This window comes from Shewanella sp. WXL01, assembly GCF_012263345.1.
Lineage (GTDB): Bacteria > Pseudomonadota > Gammaproteobacteria > Enterobacterales > Shewanellaceae > Shewanella > Shewanella maritima.
The window spans coordinates 449,237-472,226 of the sequence record NZ_JAAIKQ010000003.1; the positions used below are offsets into that span (position 1 = coordinate 449,237).

19 protein-coding genes and 4 tRNA genes are annotated in these 22,990 nt (G+C 44.7%); 18 read left to right on the forward strand and 5 right to left on the reverse strand.

What is annotated here, in order from left to right; translation table 11 throughout:
• Window positions 1-70: transfer RNA gene (locus G3R49_RS10735), tRNA-Val, on the reverse strand.
• 632 nt (window positions 71-702) lie between these two features.
• Here G3R49_RS10735 and gltX point away from each other — a divergent pair.
• From gltX to G3R49_RS10760, 5 genes are all read left to right on the forward strand, one after another.
• Window positions 703-2,112, forward strand: coding sequence for a glutamate--tRNA ligase (gene gltX, locus G3R49_RS10740; RefSeq protein ID WP_167869631.1), 1,410 nt, complete (start codon window positions 703-705; stop codon window positions 2,110-2,112).
• A gap of 104 nt (window positions 2,113-2,216) precedes the next feature.
• A tRNA-Ala gene (locus G3R49_RS10745) sits at window positions 2,217-2,292 on the forward strand.
• A gap of 88 nt (window positions 2,293-2,380) precedes the next feature.
• Window positions 2,381-2,456: transfer RNA gene (locus tag G3R49_RS10750), tRNA-Glu, on the forward strand.
• A 110-nt stretch (window positions 2,457-2,566) separates the two neighbouring features.
• Window positions 2,567-2,642, forward strand: a tRNA-Glu gene (locus tag G3R49_RS10755).
• Window positions 2,643-3,275: 633 nt separating this feature from the next.
• Window positions 3,276-4,070, forward strand: coding sequence for an SGNH/GDSL hydrolase family protein (locus G3R49_RS10760; protein WP_167869632.1), 795 nt, complete (start codon window positions 3,276-3,278; stop codon window positions 4,068-4,070).
• A gap of 172 nt (window positions 4,071-4,242) precedes the next feature.
• On the opposite strand, the gene G3R49_RS10765 is transcribed toward G3R49_RS10760, so the two are convergent.
• Entirely contained in the window at window positions 4,243-6,072 is a 1,830-nt protein-coding gene (locus G3R49_RS10765; RefSeq protein ID WP_167869633.1) for an ABC transporter ATP-binding protein, read from the reverse strand.
• A gap of 297 nt (window positions 6,073-6,369) precedes the next feature.
• Between G3R49_RS10765 and G3R49_RS10770 the strand changes: the two genes are divergently transcribed.
• The 7 genes from G3R49_RS10770 to sstT all read left to right on the forward strand — a co-directional run bounded on the left by G3R49_RS10770 (window position 6,370) and on the right by sstT (window position 14,673).
• Window positions 6,370-7,908 (forward strand): DNA-3-methyladenine glycosylase 2 family protein, encoded by a 1,539-nt coding sequence (locus G3R49_RS10770; protein WP_167869634.1) that lies wholly within the window; start codon window positions 6,370-6,372, stop codon window positions 7,906-7,908.
• 114 nt (window positions 7,909-8,022) lie between these two features.
• Window positions 8,023-8,574, forward strand: coding sequence for a methylated-DNA--[protein]-cysteine S-methyltransferase (locus G3R49_RS10775; RefSeq protein ID WP_348633925.1), 552 nt, complete (start codon window positions 8,023-8,025; stop codon window positions 8,572-8,574).
• Window positions 8,575-8,680: 106 nt separating this feature from the next.
• On the forward strand, window positions 8,681-9,982 hold the full coding sequence (locus tag G3R49_RS10780) for a DEAD/DEAH box helicase (protein WP_167869635.1): 1,302 nt from the start codon (window positions 8,681-8,683) through the stop codon (window positions 9,980-9,982).
• 102 nt (window positions 9,983-10,084) lie between these two features.
• On the forward strand, window positions 10,085-10,552 hold the full coding sequence (locus G3R49_RS10785) for a dual specificity protein phosphatase family protein (RefSeq protein ID WP_167869636.1): 468 nt from the start codon (window positions 10,085-10,087) through the stop codon (window positions 10,550-10,552).
• A gap of 37 nt (window positions 10,553-10,589) precedes the next feature.
• Window positions 10,590-12,164, forward strand: coding sequence for a phospholipase D family protein (locus tag G3R49_RS10790; protein WP_167869637.1), 1,575 nt, complete (start codon window positions 10,590-10,592; stop codon window positions 12,162-12,164).
• 128 nt (window positions 12,165-12,292) lie between these two features.
• On the forward strand, window positions 12,293-13,243 hold the full coding sequence (locus G3R49_RS10795) for a chemotaxis protein (protein WP_167869638.1): 951 nt from the start codon (window positions 12,293-12,295) through the stop codon (window positions 13,241-13,243).
• A 206-nt stretch (window positions 13,244-13,449) separates the two neighbouring features.
• A complete protein-coding gene (sstT, locus tag G3R49_RS10800; protein WP_130601661.1) occupies window positions 13,450-14,673 on the forward strand; it encodes a serine/threonine transporter SstT in 1,224 nt (407 codons plus the stop codon).
• A gap of 115 nt (window positions 14,674-14,788) precedes the next feature.
• Here sstT and G3R49_RS10805 read toward each other — a convergent pair whose 3' ends face one another.
• From G3R49_RS10805 to G3R49_RS10815, 3 genes are all read right to left on the reverse strand, one after another.
• A complete protein-coding gene (locus tag G3R49_RS10805; RefSeq protein ID WP_130601663.1) occupies window positions 14,789-15,442 on the reverse strand; it encodes an RluA family pseudouridine synthase in 654 nt (217 codons plus the stop codon).
• A 78-nt stretch (window positions 15,443-15,520) separates the two neighbouring features.
• Window positions 15,521-15,988 carry a protein disulfide oxidoreductase gene (locus tag G3R49_RS10810; protein ID WP_245335335.1) on the reverse strand — a complete coding sequence of 156 codons (468 nt, stop codon included), beginning with the start codon at window positions 15,986-15,988 and terminating at the stop codon, window positions 15,521-15,523.
• Window positions 15,989-16,148: 160 nt separating this feature from the next.
• A complete protein-coding gene (locus G3R49_RS10815) occupies window positions 16,149-16,754 on the reverse strand; it encodes an ACP phosphodiesterase (RefSeq protein WP_130601667.1) in 606 nt (201 codons plus the stop codon).
• A 325-nt stretch (window positions 16,755-17,079) separates the two neighbouring features.
• Between G3R49_RS10815 and G3R49_RS10820 the strand changes: the two genes are divergently transcribed.
• From G3R49_RS10820 to secF, 6 genes are all read left to right on the forward strand, one after another.
• Window positions 17,080-17,259 (forward strand): hypothetical protein, encoded by a 180-nt coding sequence (locus G3R49_RS10820; protein ID WP_130601669.1) that lies wholly within the window; start codon window positions 17,080-17,082, stop codon window positions 17,257-17,259.
• Between the two features lie 71 nt (window positions 17,260-17,330).
• On the forward strand, window positions 17,331-18,371 hold the full coding sequence (queA, locus tag G3R49_RS10825; RefSeq protein WP_167869640.1) for a tRNA preQ1(34) S-adenosylmethionine ribosyltransferase-isomerase QueA: 1,041 nt from the start codon (window positions 17,331-17,333) through the stop codon (window positions 18,369-18,371).
• Between the two features lie 178 nt (window positions 18,372-18,549).
• On the forward strand, window positions 18,550-19,674 hold the full coding sequence (tgt, locus tag G3R49_RS10830) for a tRNA guanosine(34) transglycosylase Tgt (RefSeq protein ID WP_130601673.1): 1,125 nt from the start codon (window positions 18,550-18,552) through the stop codon (window positions 19,672-19,674).
• Window positions 19,675-19,711: 37 nt separating this feature from the next.
• The gene (yajC, locus tag G3R49_RS10835) at window positions 19,712-20,044 is read left to right on the forward strand and encodes a preprotein translocase subunit YajC (RefSeq protein WP_130601675.1); all 333 of its coding nucleotides are present in this window, start codon (window positions 19,712-19,714) and stop codon (window positions 20,042-20,044) included.
• A 17-nt stretch (window positions 20,045-20,061) separates the two neighbouring features.
• Window positions 20,062-21,912 (forward strand): protein translocase subunit SecD, encoded by a 1,851-nt coding sequence (gene secD / locus G3R49_RS10840; protein ID WP_130601677.1) that lies wholly within the window; start codon window positions 20,062-20,064, stop codon window positions 21,910-21,912.
• Between the two features lie 14 nt (window positions 21,913-21,926).
• Window positions 21,927-22,874, forward strand: a complete 948-nt coding sequence (gene secF / locus G3R49_RS10845) for a protein translocase subunit SecF (protein WP_130601679.1) — start codon at window positions 21,927-21,929, stop codon at window positions 22,872-22,874.
• Window positions 22,875-22,990 lie beyond the last annotated feature (116 nt).

Here is a 22,990-nt window from a genome sequence, read left to right on the forward strand (position 1 = left end):
TCGATACTGGGCTCGAACCAGTGACCCCCTCCTTGTAAGGGAGGTGCTCTCCCAGCTGAGCTAATCGACCTCGCTGTGTGGGACGGTATTATAGGGATGAAGCAAAAGCTGTCAACGACTTTTCTAAAAAAAGCGTGTAGTCGAATTAAAAATGCGCAGCTTGCAGCATCATTGTGCATTGCTGTTGGTAAAATGCGCAAACATGGTCACAACAACATCTTGAGTTGATGGCGAACACCTTAATGGCGGTTGCTATCCGCTCGTTCTAGCCTAGTTCTGTCTCGAAATAGAGTGTAATAGAGATAGTTGAAGTCTTATTCAGCTGCCGCTTTGCTTACTCATTTTACATTTGGCTGTAAATTTGGCCTGTAAATATGGAAAGTCACCATTCCTCTCATCAACTACGTTGGTGATGTTCAAGTTAAATGCTTAGAGAGTGGAAAGGGGATATTCGAGCGATGTAAAGCGTGAACGCGGACAGTGGATATGGCGCGCTAGCATCAACTAACAATTGATAGTGAAATTTAATTTACTGAGTCAAGTTTTGCCTGGCTTGAGCACGCAGTTTGTACTTTTACGTTTTCCATCACCTTTATAGGCTGCTAGAATAGCGGCTACTTTTTTACACATATCAACTTGTTTATCGCTATTGATGACAATAGTCATGATAAACAGGCTATCTACTAGGGTCAGTTTTCAATTATGACAACCAAGACGCGTTTCGCTCCTAGCCCAACCGGCTTTTTACACGTAGGTGGTGCACGTACTGCACTTTATTCATGGCTATATGCAAAAGCAAACCAAGGTGAGTTTGTTTTACGTGTAGAAGATACCGACATTGAGCGTTCGACTCCTGAAGCTGTTGCAGCAATTCTTGAAGGTATGGAGTGGTTAGGCCTTAATTGGGATGAAGGTCCATACTACCAAACTAAACGTTTTGATCGTTACAACGAGATCATCGCGCAGATGCTAGAAGAGGGCACGGCATATAAGTGTTACTGTTCTCGAGAGCGTATTGAAGCTATGCGTGAAGAGCAAGCTGCTAATGGTGAAGCGCAAAAGTATGACGGTCACTGTCGCGATCTCGAACCTCGCGATACTGACGAGCCTTATGTTATCCGTTTTAAAAACCCAACCAAAGGTAGCGTAGTATTTGATGACCATGTACGTGGTCGTATTGAATTTGCTAACGACACCTTAGATGACTTAATCATTGCTCGTAGTGACGGTACGCCTACTTATAACTTCTGTGTTGTTGTTGATGATTGGGATATGGGTATTACTTGTGTTGTTCGTGGTGAAGACCACATCAACAACACCCCGCGTCAAATTAATATTCTTAAAGCACTAGGTGCGCCAGTTCCTGAGTATGCCCATGTATCTATGATTTTAGGTGACGATGGTGCCAAGCTTTCTAAGCGTCATGGCGCTGTTGGTGTAATGCAATACCGTGATGACGGTTATCTGCCAGAAGCGCTACTAAACTATTTAGTACGTTTAGGTTGGTCGCATGGCGATCAGGAAGTCTTCTCTGTTGAAGAAATGACTAACTTATTTAAGCTTGAAGATATTAATAAGGCAGCATCAGCTTTTAATACAGAAAAGCTAAACTGGTTAAATCAGCACTATATTAAAGAATCTGATCCAGCTCATGTTGCTAAGTACCTAGAATGGCACATGCAAGATCAAAACATCGATACAGCAAATGGTCCTGCATTAACCGAGATTGTGACCGCACTTTCAGAGCGTGCTAAAACACTAAAAGAGTTAGCCGCTTCTAGCCGTTACTTCTATGAAGACTTTGCTGAGTTCGATGCAACTGCCGCTAAGAAGCATTTACGTGGTGTCGCACTTGAGCCGCTACAAGTGATGCTGAAGAAATTAGCTGAGTTGCCAGAGTGGACTGTTGAAGCTATTCATCAGGCGATTCAAGATACTGCTGCTGAATTAGAAGTGGGTATGGGTAAAGTGGGTATGCCGCTACGTGTCGCTGTAACAGGCGCAGGTATGTCTCCAGCGGTAGATTTGACCATATTCTTGGTTGGAAAGGCCCGTTCTGAACAAAGAATCTCCAAAGCGATTGAATTTGTAGCAGACAGAATAAATTCTTAAAAAACGTATTGACAGTTTTGGGTAGGCTGCATAGAATGCGCCTCGCAGTTGAGACACATCGTGAGAAACATCTCGCAGCGTATCCAAACTGATTTAGTAAATGTGGGGCCTTAGCTCAGCTGGGAGAGCGCAACACTGGCAGTGTTGAGGTCAGCGGTTCGATCCCGCTAGGCTCCACCACTAAATCCTCTCCGAGGTAGCGTCAAATCTTAGCCTACAGGATTTTTCGAGTATTCACTCTCTGTGGAGTATAAGCACAGAACGGTATGTCCCATTCGTCTAGAGGCCTAGGACACCGCCCTTTCACGGCGGTAACAGGGGTTCGAATCCCCTATGGGATACCACTTATTCTTGAGTGGTTGACTGCAAAGTTAACGATTCGATAGCGTTGATATTTAGCCTACAGGTATCAATGAGTATTCACTCTCTGTGGAGTATAAACACAGAACGGTATGTCCCATTCGTCTAGAGGCCTAGGACACCGCCCTTTCACGGCGGTAACAGGGGTTCGAATCCCCTATGGGATACCAATTCTTTTCTTTTGAAAAGAACTTAAAGCCACCGCGAGGTGGTTTTTTTGTGTCTGAATTCCGGGGTATTAGAGGGTAAGGACACCGCCCACTCATTTTTCAAGCCGCGGTAACAGGGGTTCGAATCCCCTATGGGATACCAATTCTTTTCTTTTGAAAAGAACTTAAAGCCACCGCGAGGTGGTTTTTTTGTGCCTGAATTCTGTGGGGGGGGGCAGGGATAAGGACACCGCCCACTCATTTTACAAGCCGCTGTAACAGGGGACGAATCCCTATGGGATACCAATTCTTTTCTTTTGAGAAGAACTTAAAACCACCGCGAGGTGGTTTTTTTGTGCCTGAATTCTGGGGCAGGGGTAAAGACATCGCCCACTCATTTTACAAGCCGCGGTAACAGGGGGAGAATCCCCTATGGGATACCAACTCTTTTCTTTTAAAAAGAACTTAAAGTCACCGCGAGGTGGTTTTTTTGTGCCTGAATTCAAGTGAGTTAAGGGGTAACGACACCGCCCACTCATGTTACAAGCCGCGGTAACATGAGCTTAATCATGCAGACTATTTACTCTAATCTCTAACCTATGTAGCTTATATTGTTAATGACTAAACTGATGGAATCGCTATGAGGAACAGCCAATGGACAGTGGCAAACTGGCGGAGTTAACAACCCTTTTGTTAGTGCCTGTGTATTTGTTGCAAGGCAAATGGGTGCGCTTTAAAACCAACAAATTGCCAGAGCCTGATGGTGTAAGACACGGGCTTGTTGGTAGTGGTAAGCCATTAAGCGTCATGATTATTGGTGACTCCGCAGGCGCTGGTGTTGGGGTGGCTGAGCAGCAAGATGCTCTATCGGGGCAGTTAAGCCAAGCGTTATCTCAACATCATCAAGTACAATGGCAACTGCATGCTCAAGATGGCGATACATCGACTCAGTTAGTCGCACGGCTTGAACAAGTTGAGGAGTTCAAGGCGGACTACGTGGTGATCTCGATTGGTGTTAATGATGTCACTAAACGTACTAGCTCACAGCAATGGCTCGCTAATCTAGAAGCTATTATTTCACTGCTACAGACCAAGTTTTCAGCCAAACACATATTATTTACTGCCATTCCGCCTATTCATCAATTTCCAGCCTTACCTAATCCGCTTAGGTGGTGGTTAGGTCAGCGTGCTTTTAAGCTCAATCATATACTTGAGCGCAACAGCCAGCTGCATAATAAAGTTCACTTTGAGTCGATCCCATTCCCATTTGAAGCAAAGCTCATGGCCGCTGACGGATTCCATCCAGGTAAAGAGGCGTACCATTTGTGGGGCAAATACATGGCGCAGCGTATCAGTCAACTTGCCCAAGATGAGTTGATACAGGATGGCAATTCACAAGACTCGATTGAAACAGCTGAGTTATATCAACCTCATATGGAAGTAAGCTAACAAGGCAGTAAGCTAACTGGTATTAAACTAGCCTAGGCTAGGGAAGGTAAAAAGGGCTGGGCGAGCCAACGAAATTCATTGCGCGTTTTTATGGATATAAGTGAGCTAGCTATGAGTTAATACATATGAGTATCAGCTAGCTCACCAATTAATTTGGCTTGAATCGCGAGCGCTAATCTATGCCTAAAAAGCCACCAGTTTGATGTGACCACAGCTGAGCGTAAATTCCACCTGATTCGATGAGTTGTTGATGCGTGCCTTGCTCAACAATTTCGCCTTTATCTAACACGATTAACCTATCCATTGCTGCAATGGTTGATAAACGGTGGGCGATGGCGATTACCGTTTTGCCTTCCATTAGCTGATACAAGGACTCTTGAATCGCTGCTTCGACTTCACTATCGAGCGCTGATGTGGCTTCATCTAAGATGAGGATGGGGGCATTTTTTAGCAGTACACGAGCAATTGCAATACGCTGACGTTGCCCGCCAGACAGCTTAACGCCGCGCTCACCTACCTGAGCATCTAGCCCGACGTTCCCATGGGGATCAGTGAGACCATCGATAAAGTCTGCGGCTTGTGCTTGCTTAATCGCTTGCATAAGCTGAGCTTCGCTTGCCTTTGGATCGCCGTAGAGAATGTTTTCTCTAATTGAGCGGTGCAGCAAAGAGGTGTCTTGGGTCACCATGCCGATATTGGCGCGCAGCGAGTCTTGAGTCACGTCAGTTAAACCTTGACCATCAATACTAATAGCGCCATCTTCAACATCATGAAAACGCATCAAAAGATTTACCAAGGTAGATTTACCAGCGCCAGAACGGCCAACCAGACCGACTTTCTCGCCAGGCTTGATATTAAGGTTTAGGTTATCAATCACGCCGCCTTTTTCACCATAGTGAAAACTCACCTGACGAAAATCTATTTCACCTTGTTGGACATTAAGCTCTGGAGCATCGACTTTATCTTGAATCGCGATGGGTTTAGACAAGGTATTCATACCATCGGTAACTGTACCAATATTTTCAAACAGTGAGCTAATTTCCCACATGATCCACTGCGACATACCATTAAGTCTTAATGCTAGGCTCACAGCGATAGCAATAGCACCTACCGTAATGGCGTTATCTGCCCATAGGTAGATTGAAATCGCAGCTATGGTAAATGCCAGCAAATAGTTAATTACCTGTACAGACACGTTAATCACAGTGACCAGGCGCATCTGCTTATATACGGTTTTTAAAAACAGCATCATGCTGTCTTGGGCGTAATCCGCTTCTTGCTTGGTATGGGAGAACAGCTTCACGGTTGAAATGTTGGTATAGCTGTCCACAATACGGCCGGTCATGGTTGAGCGCGCATCAGCTTGCTCGGCTGATACTTTCTTAAGCTTCGGCACCAGTAAATATTGAATACCAATATAGGCGAATAGCCAAACCAGCATAGGCAGCATTAAACGAATGTCTGCCGCGGCAATCATCACCAACATTGAAGTGAAATAAACTAGGATATACATCAGCACATCCAGTAATTTCATCACACTCTCACGCACCGCGAGCGAAGTTTGCATGACCTTGGTTGCCACGCGACCTGCAAAATCATCCTGATAAAAGCTAATACTCTGTTTAAGTAGATAACGATGTGCTTGCCAACGAATCGCCATCGGGTAGTTACCTAATAGTCCTTGATACACAACCGATGCATGCAGCCACACTAGTGTTGGGATAACCACTAGAACAGTAACCGACATAGTGATCAGGGTTGTGGACTCATCTTGCCACAGGGTTTGCGGATCTTTTGTAACTAACCAGTCAACCAGTTGTCCCATAAACCCAAAAAGCGATACCTCTAAAATCGCCAAAGTGGAAGTGAGAATCGACATAATAATTAACAGCTTGCCAAAGCCTTTGGTGTAATGACGGCAAAACGCAATTAAAGTTTTTGGTGGCTGGCTGGGCTCTTCACTTGGCAGGGGTTGAGTCAATGACTCAAAAAACTTAAACATAGACAACTCAAATTGATAGCGTGCAGTAATGGCTATATACCTTACCGTACTCGCCAATAAATTGTGACGATTAATTCACAAGTGTTACCAGTGAGTTGGTAGGGAAGTCTCTTTGATTGCGTGATGCTTGCCAATCTAACAGCTGAATTTAATTGAGTTCCGATTATGGCTAGTAGATTATGGCAAATCTCGTAGAATGAAAGCTAGTTGATTCATTTAACGCGGCTAGCCTCAGATATGTTTTGAGCTAGTATTTCAGTAGCTACTATTCCAGTAGCTTGTATTTCAGGAGCTTGTATGTCTGAAGCCTCTTCTTCCATAGAGCATCAGTGTCATATCGCAGCAGATATTTGCCAGCGAGCGAGGTTAAGTCGCGATGCGCGTTTTGATGGCCGTTTTTTTACAGGCGTGTTTAGCACAGGTATTTATTGTCGCCCAATTTGCCCCGCGCCTGCACCACTAGAGAAAAACGTACGCTATTTCGACTCGCCAGTACAAGCTGCAAATGCTGGGCTTAGGCCTTGCCTTCGCTGCAGACCGGATAGTGCGCCTAATTCTCGCGCCTGGCTTGGAACCCAGGCGACCTTTAACCAAGCGGTTGAATTCATTGATCAAGGTGTTATGTCTGGCGATGACGGAATATCGATTGCTCAGCTCGCTGAGCAGCTTGCCATAACGCCGCGTTATTTAAATAAGCTGTTCAATACCCATATCGGTACTTCGGCCAAGCAATATGCGCTTTATCGTCAGGTTTTATTTGCTAAGCAGTTGTTGGTTGAGTCGCAATTGGCGATTACTGACATAGCCTTTGCTAGTGGCTTTAACAGTATTCGCCGCTTTAACGATGCATTTAAGAACATCCTGACACTTGCGCCAAGTGATGTGCGTAGGCAAGCAATTGCAGAGGAATCATCTGGTCAAATTACCCTAAAACTTAGTTATCGCCCGCCGTTTGCTTGGGACTACTTAATTGGTTTTTATCGGGTACGTCAGGTCGCAGGGATGGAGTGGGTCACAGGTGACTGTTACCGCCGCAGCTTCAATATCAGCGGAGTGATAGGGGTGATGACTGTGCATCATGATGCAGCTAAACATCGGTTATTGTTGTCAATCGAGCTAAATGACCCCAAAGATATCAGTCAATTGATGATGTTGGTCAGCCGAATTCGCCGTATGCTCGATGTTGATGCTGACATGGCGCAGATAGGACTAGGGCTGAGTAGTTATCAGGCGCTCGGCGCTGAGGTAACTCAGGGGATCCGCATTCCAGGTGTTCCAACTGCGTTTGAAGCGGCTTGCCGCGCTGTACTTGGGCAGCAAGTTAGCGTGACACAGGCCTGTAAATTGCTAAATACCTTAGTTGAGCACTATGGCGAGCGGGTGATGATTCAAGGGCAAAGCTACTTGCTGTTCCCAACAGCTAAACGTCTAGCTAATGCGTCTTTGAAGATGTTTAAAATGCCTAACAGCCGCAAGCAAGCGTTAATCGGACTTGCGCAATTTGTCGCTGAACATCCTGATGCTAAGGTTGAAGATTGGCTACAAGTAAAAGGTATTGGTCCGTGGACCATTGCCTATACTCAGCTACGTGGTGAGCAGCAACCCGATGTATTGCTGAGTTCAGACTTGGTGATTAAAAATGGTCTAAAGTGCTACCTAAAAAAGCAGCAATCAGAGATAAGCGCTAAGCGGTATCAAAAATTTGCAGATGAACTTGCAGCCAAGGTAAGCCCTTGGGGAAGTTACCTTACCTTGCAAATATGGCATCAAGCCACGCTAAACAGCGACAAAACGAGTGCCCCAGCCCACGAGCCGCGGAGCCCAACAAACAAGTAAGCCCAATGAACAAGTGAGCCAAAAGTGAATAAAACCACATCAACAAATACAACTGCAGCTGAAGCTCAACTTGAGAGCAAAGTTGATGCAGCTAATCCACAACTTAACGAGACGATTGTGAATTTAAACCCAGCGCAGTATCAAGCGCCGTTATTGCAAGCGCAGGTTGCGAGTCCTGTCGGCAAAATTATCATGCGCGCCAGCGAGCGGGGGCTGACTCATCTTACGATGGCATCCGTGTTAGCTGAGCCTGATGCAAATATCCAAACTGCATTGATTGAAGTTGAAGCGATTGCCAGCGGCAGCGCAGAAGCCATGTTTTTAACCCGCTTACACCTAATAAAAGCCATTAAACAACTACAGGAATATTTTGCTGGCCAGCGGGTGAGTTTTGACTTGCCGCTTGCTGCAAAAGGTACTGAATTTCAGCATCAGGTTTGGCAAGCCTTAGTCGACATGCCGTATGGAAGCTTTTGTAGTTACTCAGACATTGCTAAGCAGATAGCAAGACCAAAAGCGGTGCGAGCTGTAGGTGCAGCGAATGGGGCAAACCCGATAGCGATTATCGTGCCGTGCCATAGGGTGATAGGTAAAAGCGGTAAATTGACCGGTTACGCTCACGGTCTTGCGATGAAGCAATACTTGTTGGATCTTGAAGGGGTATAGCTGCTTACATCTGACTATTGCAGTTAACATCAATTGCAAATAAATAGTCATTGCTCAGTCATCTAAGGTAAAATAACGCGTTAATCTTTTGATAATGTGACCTTATATGACTTCAGCGCCAGCGAATTGTTTTGCAGACTTTCAATTACCTTCTTCACTAGTTGAGCGTTTAACTCAACTTGAATATAAAACGCCAACACCGGTGCAGCGACAGGCGATTCCAGCCATGCTGTCAGGTAAAGACGTATTGGTCGGCGCCAACACTGGCTCTGGCAAAACTGCAGCTTTCGCATTACCTATCATCACCCGTCATATCACAGGTGAGCTAACTAACGGCAAATCGAGTCAACCTCAGGGCAAAGGCAATCTTGTCTCAACTTTGGTGTTAGTGCCGACGCGTGAGCTTGCTAAACAAGTGGCGGATAACTTTGTCGCTTATGCCCAAAACTTAGAACGCAAAATTAAAGTCGTGTGCGTATTTGGCGGCGTATCAGCCAATCCGCAAATGCTCGCATTAAGAGGCGGCGCTGATGTAGTTGTGGCAACACCTGGGCGTTTACTCGATTTAGTTTCATCTAATGCGCTAAAACTCGACAAGGTGAAACACTTAATACTTGATGAAGCTGACAGATTACTGAGCTTAGGTTTTACTGATGAGCTCGGTGATATTCTCAAATTACTGCCTAAAACCAAGCAAACAGGTTTGTTTTCAGCAACCTTCCCTGATGAAGTGATGGCTCTTGCCAATAGCTTACTTAATGAGCCTACCACACTGTTTTTACAAAGCGCTGAGCAAAGCACTTTGGTTCAACGTGTGATGACGGTGAACAAAGATAAAAAAACCGCGCTTTTAGCGCACTTGATCAAAGAAAATAGCTGGCGTCAGGTGTTAATCTTTGCCAGTGCTAAGAAGACTTGTAATAACCTGGCGCAAAAGCTGGCTAAGCGCGGTATTACAGCGCAGGTTTTTCATGGCGACCAGGCCCAGGGCGCACGAACTCGCGTACTTGATGGCTTTAAGCAAGGTGAGATAGATGTGCTTATCGCCACCGATATTGCGGCTCGCGGTATTGATATTGAAAAGCTGCCAGTAGTAATTAACTTCGAGCTGCCCCGTAGCCCAGCGGATTATATGCACCGCATTGGTCGCAGCGGCCGTGCAGGCGAGGTAGGGCTTGCGGTGTCACTGATTAGTCATGATGAATATCATCACTTTAAAGTGATTGAAAAGAAAAATAAAATTCGCTTAGAACGAGAGCAAGTCGCGGGTTTTGAGGCCGATGAAAACCTCGAAGTTGAGCCAGTAGATAAGCCTATGGCAAAACCTGCTGGTACTGGTAAAAAGAAGCGCAAGAAAGTGCCTCAAGCCAATGAAAATATCTGGTCTCAAGCTAAGCCTAAGTCTTAGTTGATAGCTTAGTTATCAAGAGTTCAGATTAGTTTTAGTCATAAATGAGTAAGTCATCGCTTGCTTGTGATGTTTAACCAAGTTGCCAAAGAAGTCGTCGTTATGGAACATGTATTTTGGTTAGAAGAAGGTCAACTGGCTGGTCGCAGTGGACCAAATAAACACCCATGGGATCTGCAGCAGTTAAAGCAGGAAGGTTTTGCAGCAATTGCTTCTCTCAATGACGGTGCGGCGTGTGATAGCCAACAGCTAAAAACGCTCGATATTGCCCATCAGGTTTTTAATCTACCCGACAATATCCCACCCAAGCCTGAAGATTTAGCGGTTTGCGTTGAGTTATTACCGAAAGTCATCGCATTCATCGATGAGCAACGCCAGCAGGGTAAAACTGTGCTGTTACACTGCCGTTCGGGTATCAACCGCACTGAGTTAGTTATGGCTTACTATTTGATGAGAAACGGAGCTGCTCCCGTGCATGCTGTCAGCCAAACTCGAGTTGCTAGTGGGCTGGCATTTGACGCAGATGGTTGGGATCAATTTGTTTATGACGTGCTTTACGCGCTACAGTAATAGGTAATATTAAAACATCTACAACCAAGGGAAAGGAATGCTCGGCTTAGTAAAAACTTGCAGGTGCCTTATTCACTCAAGTCGTTTGTTGGTCGCAGTTGTTGCTTTGTCTTGGTTATCTGCCTGCCAAACACACCATGTTTATCCCACCGCGCCTTTAGAATATAAACTAGCCAAACCGACAAGCTCGCGGCTAGTTGACTATTATAATCGCGTGTTAGCCACCACTGAGCTAACTGAATCAAATACTGCAATTTACCCCTTGTCTGATGGATTAGATGCGTTTACTGCTCGTCTTGTGAGCATTGAGGCGGCGCAGGTTTCGATTGATGTGCAGTATTATATTTATCGCAATGACGAAACTGGCACATTGTTAACCTGGTATTTGTACAAGGCTGCCGAGCGCGGCGTTCGCGTGCGGATTTTGCTTGATGACATGACTACAGGTGCACTTGGCAATGGCTTAGCTGCGTTGGTGCGTCATCCCAATATTTCCATTCGAGTATTTAACCCTGCGCACTATCGTGAACGTCGAACCTGGTCATTTGTGACCGACTTTGGGCGCATGAATCATCGTATGCATAACAAATCGCTTACTGTTGACAATATGCTGAGCATTGTTGGCGGGCGTAATATTGGCGATGAATATTTCTCGGCTAATGAAGCTGTGGAGTTTGGTGATCTTGATGTGTTTATGATGGGCGCTGCAGTAGATGAAGTGAGCGATCAATTTGATTTGTATTGGAACTCATCGCAAGTTCGCCCCGTCGAGCAACTTGAAGAAAAGTCTATTGATGCCGTTGAACTGTTCGAGACCCATGCTGCGCTACAAGCCTTTCAGCAAAGTTTACCTGAGAATCAGTATGTACGACGCTTAGTGACGACGCCCATGCTGGAGAAGTTACTCAATCAAAGAGTTAACTGGTATACCGTCGATGCTGAAGTTATTTTCGACCCACCAAATAAGCTCCACACTCACCTTAATCAAGGCATTTTAGTTGACGATTTAGCGACTTTTTTCAGTGCGGCAGAGGAGCAGGTACTCATTATCTCGCCTTATTTTGTGCCGACTCAATCTGGTGCTGATGAACTCGTCTCTTGGGCCAAATCGGGCGTGGATATTACCGTGGTGACCAATAGTTTAGCCGCAACAGATGTATTGGCGGTGCACTCAGGGTATCAGCAGTATCGTCAGCAACTGATTGAAGGCGGAATTAAACTCTATGAGTTAAAGGCAGATTTAACCCGCAAGTACAAACAAGCTGAAGCAAAAATGTTCCAGGGAAGCTCGCGCTCGAGTTTACACGCCAAGTCATTTGTAGTGGATGATGAGGCGATATTTATTGGCTCATTTAATTACGATCCACGCTCGGCATGGCTTAATACAGAAATGGGCGTAATTATTTACGACAAGCCATTTAGCAAGAAGTTTTTGACAGGGTTCTATCATGATTTGCCGTCAAAGGTTTATCAGGTAAAAGTTGAAGACAATAAGTTGGTTTGGCTTGACCTTGTATCAGGCGAGCGTCATTACAAGGAACCCAATACAAGTCTTTGGCAGCGCTTTATGGCAAGCTTTTTATCCTGGCTGCCGATTGAATCTCATTTGTAGTTTGTCTTTGCATTAGTTCTTGTATTAGTCCTTATATAAGTAACCTAGCAAACTTGCGTTGTAGCTCGCAGCAATTAGGCAGCAGGCAGTGCTATAGTTAAACGGTACGATGAACAAAAGGGCAGCGAATGACAAGTTTAGCCGATGTGAGTGCCGCTTCTGGTAGCAGAGCTTCAAATAAACCCGCTAATAAGGCGAGCCAGTCTCAAGGTTTGCTGCTATTTAAACTAAATCATACTCAACTCTTTGCACTCGGCACCCTTAAAATTCGCGAGTTAGTACCATTTACTCCTCTAACCAAACTGCCTAATTCTCACAGTGCAATTAAAGGTACAGCGACAGTGCGTGGCAGCACTATTCCTGTTATCGATATGGCGCAGGCCATTGGTTTTAAAAGCGTAGATGACAACGAGTTAGACAAGTGTTACATCATCATCACTGACTGTCAGCGAATGCTAATTGGCTTTATTGTGCGCAGTATTGAAAAAATCATTGAATGTAATTGGCGCGATATTATGCCGCCATCGAGCACATTAGGATCAAACGCATACCTCACTGGCGTAACTCGTGTGGACGAGCGTATTGTGCAGTTGCTTGATGTTGAGTTATTGCTGTCGAAAATATTCCCTGACGATCCTACGGCTAACCGTCCTATTTTGACTGATGTGCAACGAGAGCAGCTTAAACCTCTGAATATTTTGCTGGTTGATGATTCTATGGTTGCGCGTAAGCAACTGTCTGATGCGCTTGATTCCTTCAATATTCCCTATCAGGTGACCTCAGATGGCCATGAGGCGCTCGCAATGATGAAGCAAAGCGCCGCTGACAATAAAGCCATTGATATTTTAGTGAGCGATATTGAAATGCCCGGGCTTGATGGTTACGAGTTAGCCTTTGAGGTCAAAAACGATGCTGCCATTGCTAAGGCTTACATTATTTTGCACACCTCTCTTTCAAGTGAAATTAGTGTAAGTCAGGCAACCCAGGTCGGTGCTAATGAGGCGTTAACTAAGTTTGATGCCCGTGAACTGATCGATGCCATGTTACGTGGCGCACAGAGTTTCCAATCTACTGACTGATCTCACTTATAAATCATTCCCTGCTGCCACAATGTTGGTGTAATGTACCTTGGTTGCAACATTGAGGTTATTTTCAATAGTCATTGTGGTGAATACCTAGACTTAGGTTGTTGCAACCTGATATAGATCAGGTCTAGATAAACTAGTGTTTGTCTGTTTAATAAAATTTGCTCCACCAAAAAATATAATAAATCGAAGGTCAATCAATGAATCAAAATAACTCGCTACTAGCTCGTATTGCTAGTGGTAGTCTCGTCTTACAAATTATCGGTGGTATCGTTCTTGGTGTGCTACTGGCTTCGGTATCTGCTGAATACGCCAAAAATGTCGCGTTTTTAGGTTCGTTATTTGTCAATGCCTTAAAAGCGATTGCACCTGTATTGGTATTGGTGTTAGTTACCGCATCGATTGCTAACCAAAACCCAAATAGTCCATCGAATATGCGCCCAATTATCGGCTTATATTTATTTGGCACCTTTGCTGCTTCACTTACCGCAGTGGTGTTTAGCTTCATGTTCCCAACGACCTTACTGCTTGCAGCTGGAGTTGAAGGAAGTAACCCGCCTCAAGGCATTTTAGAGGTGTTAAACACCTTATTGTTTAAGATTGTAGATAACCCAATTAATGCCATTGCTAACAGTAACTACATCGGTATTTTAGCCTGGGGTGCAGGTCTTGGTTTTGTGTTGCGTAGTGCATCAGACTCAACAAAGACTGTGCTAGCTGATGTGAGCCATGGTGTGTCCAACATAGTGCGTTTTGTGATTCGTTTTGCGCCAATCGGTATTTTTGGTCTGGTTGCTTCAACCTTTGCTGAAACAGGTTTTGAAGCACTAGCTGGTTATGCGCAGTTATTGTTTGTGCTTGTTGGCTCTATGGCGTTTATCGCGTTTGTAGTTAATCCGGCAATCGTATTTTACAAGACTCGCCGTAACCCATACCCGCTAGTGCTACAATGTATTCGTGAAAGTGGTGTTACCGCATTTTTCACTCGCTCAAGCGCAGCAAATATTCCGGTAAACATGGCGTTGTGTGAAAAGCTAAAGCTTGATGAAGATACTTACTCAGTGTCTATTCCATTAGGCGCGACCATTAACATGGGCGGCGCTGCAATTACCATTACCGTATTAACCTTAGCGGCGGCGCATACTTTAGGTATTCAGGTTGATTTCGGTACTGCTTTATTACTTAGCGTAGTATCGGCAGTATCTGCTTGTGGAGCCTCAGGTGTTGCTGGTGGCTCACTATTGCTTATCCCATTGGCGTGTAGCTTGTTTGGTATTTCCAATGATATCGCTATGCAAGTAGTGGCAGTAGGCTTCATTATTGGCGTTATCCAAGACTCCGCCGAAACCGCGTTAAATAGCTCGACTGATGTGGTGTTCACTGCAGCGGCTTGCGAAGCTGCTGAGCATAAAGCCAACAGTTAATATTTACGCTTGACTAGACATAAAAAAGCGAGGCGCTGATTATTCATCGCCTCGCTTTTTTGTATGTTTCTCGGTTACTTTGGCAGCTATTTGCAAAGAGTTAGCTCGTAGACAGTTAAAAACTATGTTTGCTGTAAAAACTCACTTCAGATTTCTTGTATGGATGAGTGAAGGTTAGCCGTTGAGCGTGCAGTTGAAGCCTAGATTTTGCGTTGGCGACGTGTTCATTAGCATAAAACTGATCGCCTAAAATAACGTTTCCCAAAGCTAGCATATGCACTCTTAACTGATGGGTGCGCCCTGTTTGTGGCAATAGCTGAACCAGTGTGCTGTGCTCACGTTGCTCTAGCACTTGATAGTTGGTAATAGCGACTTTGCCATCTGCCGATACTTTTTGTAGCGGACGGTTTTCTTTATCAGCAGCGAGCGATTTATCAATTACGCCAGATTCATTAGTTAAATGCCCGTTGACTTCCGCAATGTACTCTTTAGTGATTAAACGGTCTTGAAACTGAGTTTTGATGCTAGATTCAGCTTTCTTGTTGCGGGCAAACACCATAATCCCTGAGGTATCACAATCAAGGCGGTGCACTAATATAGCATCAGGATACACACGCTGCAGTCTGGTGAGCGCGCAGTCATGGGTGTGCGCTGCAATACCCGGATTGGACAGTAAGCCAGAAGGTTTATTGATAACAATGATATCGCGATCAACATAACGGATATCGAGCCATGGAATGGCGGGTGGTCGGTAATCAAAAACTTGCATGGCTAACTCTACAATCTGCGAGGCTTAATAAAGATGCGCATCATAACACAGACTGCTCTTGGTGTTATTTTTATGCCGCTAAGCCAGCAGCTCTACTAACCACAGCCTGAGTTTTAATCCCCAGTATGACGTAGCACCTGAGGTTGTCATTACAATTTGATTATTGCTATTGACTAGGTAAATCGAGGGCAGTGCATGGGCGCCCCATTGCTCGCTAAGCGGTTGTTTCGTTTGTTGCTCGTTAACGGTGGCAAATTGATATTGATGCTCATCTAAGTATTGAGAAATTTGGCTATTACTTCCCGATGCCACCGCGATAGTCACCACCTGATGCCCGTCTTTTGTGATGCCATTAACTGCAGGCGAGGTGACTGAGCATATCGGGCACCAAGTGCCCCAAAAGTACACAAGTGTTGGCTTGTCACTCTTTTGTTTAAATAGGTGGATTTGCTCACCGCTAATGAGGCTAGCTTGAATATGCGGCGCGGCGCCTGAGGCCATATCGCGTTGTAAATACATAGATACGCCAATCAAAATAACAGCCATGATAAAGATATCCCGAGCTAGGCCTAACCAGAACTTTGGGCTGCTGAGACGTGTAGCTAGCGCATGTTTTGTTTTCAATAGCATTGAGTTTACTGACATTTATCTTGCTTATATCTTGTTATCGTCCGTTTTTTCTTCTAGCGCTGCAAGTCAAACTCGCTTATGCGTTATCGACTAAATATTCGTTTGGCGTTCTGCGGCTTATTATGCGGGTATAGGCCATTAATTGTGGGTAGAAGGTGCGAAACGCAATTTCGATATCAACATACAGCTTATCGATATCGGCATCGGCGTATTGGAATAATTCAGGTTTTGACAACCTTGTTGACACGCCCTTAATTGCTTGTGATAAGCCTTTACGCGAGCGGTAACTACCGAGCCAATCTTGAGCGATGATTTTAGGAGCAATTTGATTGAGCTTTGCCGGTAGTTCAGGAGTTTGTTCTAGCTGTTTGTAGGCTTTTGCGCAAAATTCGCTTAACGGCAGTGAATGGTATTCTTGCCAATAATAAGCAAGGTAGTGATCGAAGCTTAGATCAACCAGGATAGGCGCGATACGACGAGAGCGTTTAGGAAAACTGTTAAGTAGATCAATTACTATATCATTAGCGTCGGTCATTGAATCGATTTGCCTATGTAACCAGATCCCCTGCTGCAGATGTTTAGGGTAGCTATCTATACTGCCTTTCGCAAAGTCGCCAGCAAGATTCGCTGCCATATTGGTGTCACTATTATCTGCAAGGTGCAAATGCGCCAAAAAGTTCATAAATTGCTCTTTTATTTTAAGAAAAATGAAGTATTATGTTTTTAACTTGTTAACACTGCGCTTTATGGAAACAGCATGAATAGTTACGCATGTTTCTACTTAGAGTTGTGATGAGAGCTGCTATGTTTTTAGCCCAGTGAATTATCAAGTAGCGCTATATATTTTTGTGCAAAAAGCTAGGTTAGCTATAACACCACGTTAATCCAAAAAGCAGCACTAGTTAAAAACTAGCCTAGAGCATAACAAGATTCGCGACAGACTGTAGATAAGATTGTATTAATTACCCTTTAGAGTTTAACTTTGATATCGGTTTTAAGGATCATGGATGATGATAAACTGGCTAAATAAATTACTTGGGCGATCCAAGGGGCAACAGCGTACCAAGGTTGAAATAGATCTTAATTATGAAACGCATTCTTTCAAAATGGATGATATCCATCGCGAAGGAGTTAAGGCTGATGCAGACGTTAACGCAGAACTCGCTGAAGATAAGCTGACAAAATAACCATTATACTTGATATTAAGCGGCCGCAGTCATAGACTAGCGGCCGTTTTTGTATCTTGAGAGTTAACCCAATGCGCGTAGCCGACTTTTCTTTTGAACTACCTGATGAACTGATTGCCCGTTACCCGACACAGGAGCGTAATGCTTCGCGCCTACTAACTTTAGCGGGAAACACCGGCGCATTAGCTGATAAACAGTTTACCGATATTCTTGAGATGATAAATCCGGGTGACTTGATGGTGTTTAACAATACCCGAGTTATCCCTGCGCGTTTGTTTGGTCAAAAGGCGACCGGCGGTAAGCTAGAAATTTTGGTAGAGCGTATGCTAGATGACAAGCGGGTACTAGCACATGTGCGCTGCTCAAAATCGCCAAAAGTCGATAGTATGATCCATCTTGATAATGGCTATCAAATGAAAATGTTGGCTCGTCATGATGCCTTGTTTGAGTTAGGGCTTGAGGGTGACAACACTATTTTGACTGTGCTTGAAGAAATTGGCCATATGCCACTGCCGCCGTATATTGATCGCCCAGATGAAGATGCCGACAAAGAGCGTTACCAAACCGTTTACAATGACCAACCTGGGGCGGTAGCTGCGCCAACTGCTGGTTTGCACTTTGATGACAACATGCTGCAAGCACTGAAAGATAAAGGCGTGGATATTGCCTTTGTGACTTTGCATGTCGGCGCGGGTACGTTCCAGCCAGTACGTGTTGATAATGTACTTGAACACAAGATGCATTCAGAGTGGGCCAATGTTGAGCAAGGCGTAGTTGATAAAATCGCCGCGACTAAAGCCAACGGTAACCGCGTGATCGCGGTTGGTACCACATCGGTACGTTCGTTAGAAAGTGCAGCCAAGGCAAGTGGTGACGAGCCTCTTGCAGCTTTTAGTGGTGACACTGATATCTTTATTTACCCAGGCTTTAACTTCAAAGTGGTTGATTGCATGGTGACAAACTTTCACTTACCTGAGTCAACCTTAATCATGCTGTTGAGCGCTTTTGCTGGTTACGATGAAGTAATGAATGCGTATCAGCATGCGATTGCTCAAAAATACCGCTTTTTCAGTTATGGCGATGCCATGTTTGTGACGAAAAAAGCCGACTAATATCAGTTTTTGCTTTAAAATGTCAGCCCACTGTGAAGTGGGCTTTTTTGTACGCATTACAAACCTGACTGGTCAGCTTTTTAGATTGATTTACGCAAGGTGACTTGAAGCGACAAAAATTGCCCTTATCTCTATTGAAACACAAACATGTCAGACTGTTTATCTGGCAAGGTGATTTATGAAATTTGAATTAGATACAACAGACGGACGCGCACGTCGCGGCCGCTTAGTTTTTGAACGTGGTACGGTAGAAACACCAGCGTTTATGCCTGTCGGTACTTACGGCACGGTTAAAGGTATGACTCCTGAAGAAGTACGTGCGACTGGCGCTGACATTCTGCTAGGCAACACCTTTCACCTGTGGCTACGTCCAGGTGAAGAAATCATGCGTAAGCACGGTGACCTGCACGATTTTATGAACTGGCAGCGTCCTATTTTGACTGACTCAGGCGGATTCCAAGTATTCAGCTTAGGTGATATCCGTAAAATCACTGAAGAGGGCGTGCACTTTCGCTCGCCAATTAATGGTGAAAAGATTTTCTTAGACCCTGAGAAGTCGATGCAAATTCAAGACTCACTAGGCAGTGATGTAGTGATGATTTTTGATGAATGTACACCGTATCCTGCAACACATGATGAAGCGCGTAAATCAATGCAGATGTCGCTGCGTTGGGCACAGCGTTCACGTGATGAGTTTGACCGTCTTGAAAATCCAAACTCTTTGTTTGGCATTATTCAAGGTGGTGTATACGAAGACTTACGCGACGAAAGTATCAAGGGTCTAACCGAGATTGGTTTTGACGGTTACGCAGTGGGTGGTCTTGCTGTTGGTGAGCCTAAAGAAGACATGCATCGCATTCTTGAACATGTTTGTCCGCAGATCCCAGAGGATAAGCCTCGTTACCTAATGGGTGTAGGTAAGCCTGAAGACTTAGTTGAAGGCGTACGCCGCGGCGTTGATATGTTTGACTGCGTGATGCCAACACGTAATGCCCGTAATGGTCATCTATTTACCAGTGAAGGTGTGATTAAGATTCGTAATGCCCGTCATCGCGAAGATACGTCACCACTTGACCCTAAGTGTGACTGTTACACTTGTAAAAATTACTCACGCGCCTATTTGTACCACTTAGATCGCTGTAATGAGATCTTAGGTGCGCGTTTAAACACCATCCACAACTTACGTTATTACCAAATGTTGATGGAAGGTTTGCGCGATGCTATCGCGGCGGGTACATTAGATGACTTTGTTAAAGACTTCTACACTGGCTTAGGACGTGAAGTACCTGAGTTAAAAGACTAATTTTCATTAATTTTAAATAGTATAAGAAGAGAGAACTATGTTTATTTCAAACGCATATGCAAACGCAGCAGGTACCCAAGCAGGCGGCGAAACCATGCAACTTATCTTTATGTTAGTTGTATTTGGTTTAATTTTTTACTTCATGATTTTCCGCCCACAATCTAAGCGCGTGAAAGAGCATAAGAGCCTAATGGAATCGATCTCTAAAGGTGACGAAGTGCTAACTAACGGTGGTGTGTTAGGTAAAGTAACTAAAATTAGTGCTGAGAACGATTACGTACTTTTAGCGATTAATGAATCGACTGAAATCACTATCAAAAAGGATTACATCACGGCAGTTTTACCTAAAGGTTCTATTCAGTCGTTGTAAGCCAAGAGGGCACTAGAGTGTTAAATAAGTATCCAATGTGGAAAAACATCATGGTGGTGTTAATCATCGCCGTTGGTGGTTTTTACGCAATTCCGAACCTGTTTGGTGAAGATCACGCGGTGCAAGTGGTTGCTACCCGTGGCGTTGAAGTAACAGCGCAAACTCAAGCAACAGTGACTGACGTGTTAGCGAGTAACGACATTGCGGTAAAACGCTCTGAGCTCGAAAATGGTCAACTGCTTGTTCGTGTGCAAAACCCAGAACAACAGTTAACCGCTCGTGAAGCGATTTCTGAAGCTCTAGGTGATAAATACACAGTAGCATTAAACTTAGCTCCGGCAACGCCTGAGTGGTTAGAAGCCCTAGGTGGCGGGCCAATGAAGTTAGGTTTGGACTTACGTGGTGGTGTGCACTTCCTGATGGAAGTGGACATGAGCGAAGCAGTTCGCAAGATGGAAGAGGCAAAGATTGCTGATTTCCGCAGTCAACTACGTGAAGAAAAAATCCGTTACGCTGGCGTGCGCAAAACACCTAGAGGTATCGAGATTAAGTTCCGTGATGCAGATACTGTCGGTAAAGCTGAGCGTTACTTAAAGACTCGCGGTACTGACATGGTATATAGCGATATTTCTAGCGGTGATAACTTTGTGTTGCTTGCTAATATGTCTGAGATTTACCTCAAGCAGATTAAAGAAGAAGCATTGCAACAGAACATCACCACGATTCGTAACCGTGTGAATGAGTTAGGTGTTGCCGAACCTGTGGTTCAACGTCAAGGGGCTGAACGTATTGTAGTGCAGCTTCCTGGTGTTCAAGATACTGCGCGTGCTAAGACGATTCTTGGCGCTACCGCATCGATTGAATTCCGCATGGTTGATGATAAAGCAAGCCCAACAGCTGCAGCATCTGGCCGCGTTTCAGCTAGCTCTGAAATCTTCGACCGTCGTGGTGGCGGACAAGTTGTGCTGAAAAAAGAAGTGATGCTAACTGGTGATCATATTACTGGTGCGCAACCTTCATTTGATGAATACAGCCGCCCGCAAGTATCGATTAGTCTTGATGCGAAAGGTGGTTCAATTTTCTCAAATGTGACCAAAGATAACATTGGTAAACCAATGGCAACCTTGTTCATCGAGTACAAGGACAGTGGAGAGCGTAAAGAAGATGGCAGCGTTAAGATGACCAAGATTGAAGAGGTTATCTCTGTTGCAACCATTCAGGCTCGTCTAGGTCGTAACTTCGTTATTAATGGTCTTGATCATAAAGAAGCGCAAAGCTTAGCACTACTGCTACGTGCAGGTGCGTTGATTGCGCCAGTTACCATTGTTGAAGAGCGCACAATTGGTCCTAGCCTTGGTGCTGAGAACATTGAAAGCGGTATGCAAGCAATGATCTGGGGTATGGCAATCGTATTGCTATTTATGCTGATCTACTATCGTGCATTTGGTTTTATTGCCAACCTAGCGCTTATGGCTAACCTAATTATGGTTGTCGGCGTCATGTCAATGATCCCAGGGGCAGTACTTACTCTTCCAGGTATTGCTGGAATGGTATTGACTGTCGGTATGGCGGTTGATGGTAACGTACTAGTATTTGAACGTATTCGTGAAGAACTATTGGCAGGTCGCACTGTTCAGCAAGCGATTCATGAAGGTTACGGAAACGCATTTTCGACCATTGCCGATGCTAACATCACAACCTTTATGACAGCGTTGATTCTATTTGCTGTGGGTACAGGTGCAGTGAAAGGTTTCGCTGTGACGCTGATGATTGGTATTGCAACCTCAATGTTTACCTCTATCGTTGGTACGCGCTCTGTGGTTAACGCGTTGTGGGGCGGTAAGCGCCTTAAGACGTTGTCTATTTAAGGAAGAGATTGCACATGTTTCAGATATTTTCAGTAAAAAAGACAATCAACTTCCTGCGTCACGCGGCGCCTATCAGTATTCTGTCTATGTTCATTGTGTTGGCATCTTTAGGCTCATTAGCCACTAAAGGTATCAACTGGGGCTTAGATTTTACTGGCGGTACAGTGGTTGAACTTGAGTTCTCGAATCCGGTTGATTTAAACAACTTCCGTGAAAAGTTAGTTACGCCAACAACTGATGGTGCAGTAGTACAAAACTTCGGCTCTAGCCGCGACGTACTGGTGCGTCTACCGGTGCGTGAAGAAGTTAAAAGCGATGATCAAGTTGATGGTGTGATGGTTGCGGCGCAATCAATCGACTCAAGTGTAGTGCAAAAGCGCGTTGAGTTTGTTGGGCCGCAAGTAGGTAAGGAGCTTGCTGAGCAAGGTGGATTAGCGGTACTTGTTGCGCTTATCTGTATTCTTATCTATGTATCATTCCGATTTGAGTGGCGCTTAGCGGCAGGCTCTGTTGCCGCGCTTGCCCATGACGTTATCGTGACTTTAGGTATCTTCTCGGTACTGCAACTTGAGTTTGACCTCACCGTACTTGCAGGTTTGTTAACAGTTGTCGGTTACTCGCTCAACGATACTATCGTTGTATACGACCGTATTCGTGAGAACTTCTTGAAGATCCGTAAAGGTAGCTCTGAAGAAGTAGTGAACACCTCTATTACGCAAACCATGAGCCGTACCGTGATCACCACTGGTACTACGCTTATCACAGTGACAGCCTTGTTCCTTAAAGGCGGTACTATGATCCATGGTTTTGCTACAGCATTGCTGCTAGGTATCATAGTAGGTACTTACTCATCGATTTACGTAGCATCTTACTTAGCGATTAAACTTGGTATTAATCGTGAACACATGATGCCAGTTGAAATCGAGAAAGAAGGCGCAGATCAACAATCAATGATGCCTTAATTGGCAATTGCTAGTTGATTCGCTATTAGCGATTAACGAATAGCTATTAAAAACCCAGCATTGCGCTGGGTTTTTTGTTTTGCTCAAAGCAAGAAAATGGTTTTATACCAATTAGG

Bases quoted from the DNA above. Each gene is read 5' to 3' on its own strand.
- G3R49_RS10795 (WP_167869638.1), top strand. From the start codon at position 12,293: ATGACAAGTTTAGCCGATGTGAGTGCCGCTTCTGGTAGCAGAGCTTCA.
- secF (WP_130601679.1), top strand. From the start codon at position 21,927: ATGTTTCAGATATTTTCAGTAAAAAAGACAATCAACTTCCTGCGTCAC.
- gltX (WP_167869631.1), top strand. From the start codon at position 703: ATGACAACCAAGACGCGTTTCGCTCCTAGCCCAACCGGCTTTTTACAC.
- G3R49_RS10805 (WP_130601663.1), bottom strand. From the start codon at position 15,442: ATGCAAGTTTTTGATTACCGACCACCCGCCATTCCATGGCTCGATATC.
- tgt (WP_130601673.1), top strand. From the start codon at position 18,550: ATGAAATTTGAATTAGATACAACAGACGGACGCGCACGTCGCGGCCGC.
- sstT (WP_130601661.1), top strand. From the start codon at position 13,450: ATGAATCAAAATAACTCGCTACTAGCTCGTATTGCTAGTGGTAGTCTC.
- G3R49_RS10790 (WP_167869637.1), top strand. From the start codon at position 10,590: ATGCTCGGCTTAGTAAAAACTTGCAGGTGCCTTATTCACTCAAGTCGT.
- G3R49_RS10815 (WP_130601667.1), bottom strand. From the start codon at position 16,754: ATGAACTTTTTGGCGCATTTGCACCTTGCAGATAATAGTGACACCAAT.
- G3R49_RS10780 (WP_167869635.1), top strand. From the start codon at position 8,681: ATGACTTCAGCGCCAGCGAATTGTTTTGCAGACTTTCAATTACCTTCT.
- G3R49_RS10810 (WP_245335335.1), bottom strand. From the start codon at position 15,988: ATGGCTGTTATTTTGATTGGCGTATCTATGTATTTACAACGCGATATG.
- G3R49_RS10785 (WP_167869636.1), top strand. From the start codon at position 10,085: ATGGAACATGTATTTTGGTTAGAAGAAGGTCAACTGGCTGGTCGCAGT.
- G3R49_RS10770 (WP_167869634.1), top strand. From the start codon at position 6,370: ATGTCTGAAGCCTCTTCTTCCATAGAGCATCAGTGTCATATCGCAGCA.
- queA (WP_167869640.1), top strand. From the start codon at position 17,331: ATGCGCGTAGCCGACTTTTCTTTTGAACTACCTGATGAACTGATTGCC.
- G3R49_RS10765 (WP_167869633.1), bottom strand. From the start codon at position 6,072: ATGTTTAAGTTTTTTGAGTCATTGACTCAACCCCTGCCAAGTGAAGAG.
- G3R49_RS10820 (WP_130601669.1), top strand. From the start codon at position 17,080: ATGATGATAAACTGGCTAAATAAATTACTTGGGCGATCCAAGGGGCAA.
- G3R49_RS10760 (WP_167869632.1), top strand. From the start codon at position 3,276: ATGGACAGTGGCAAACTGGCGGAGTTAACAACCCTTTTGTTAGTGCCT.
- yajC (WP_130601675.1), top strand. From the start codon at position 19,712: ATGTTTATTTCAAACGCATATGCAAACGCAGCAGGTACCCAAGCAGGC.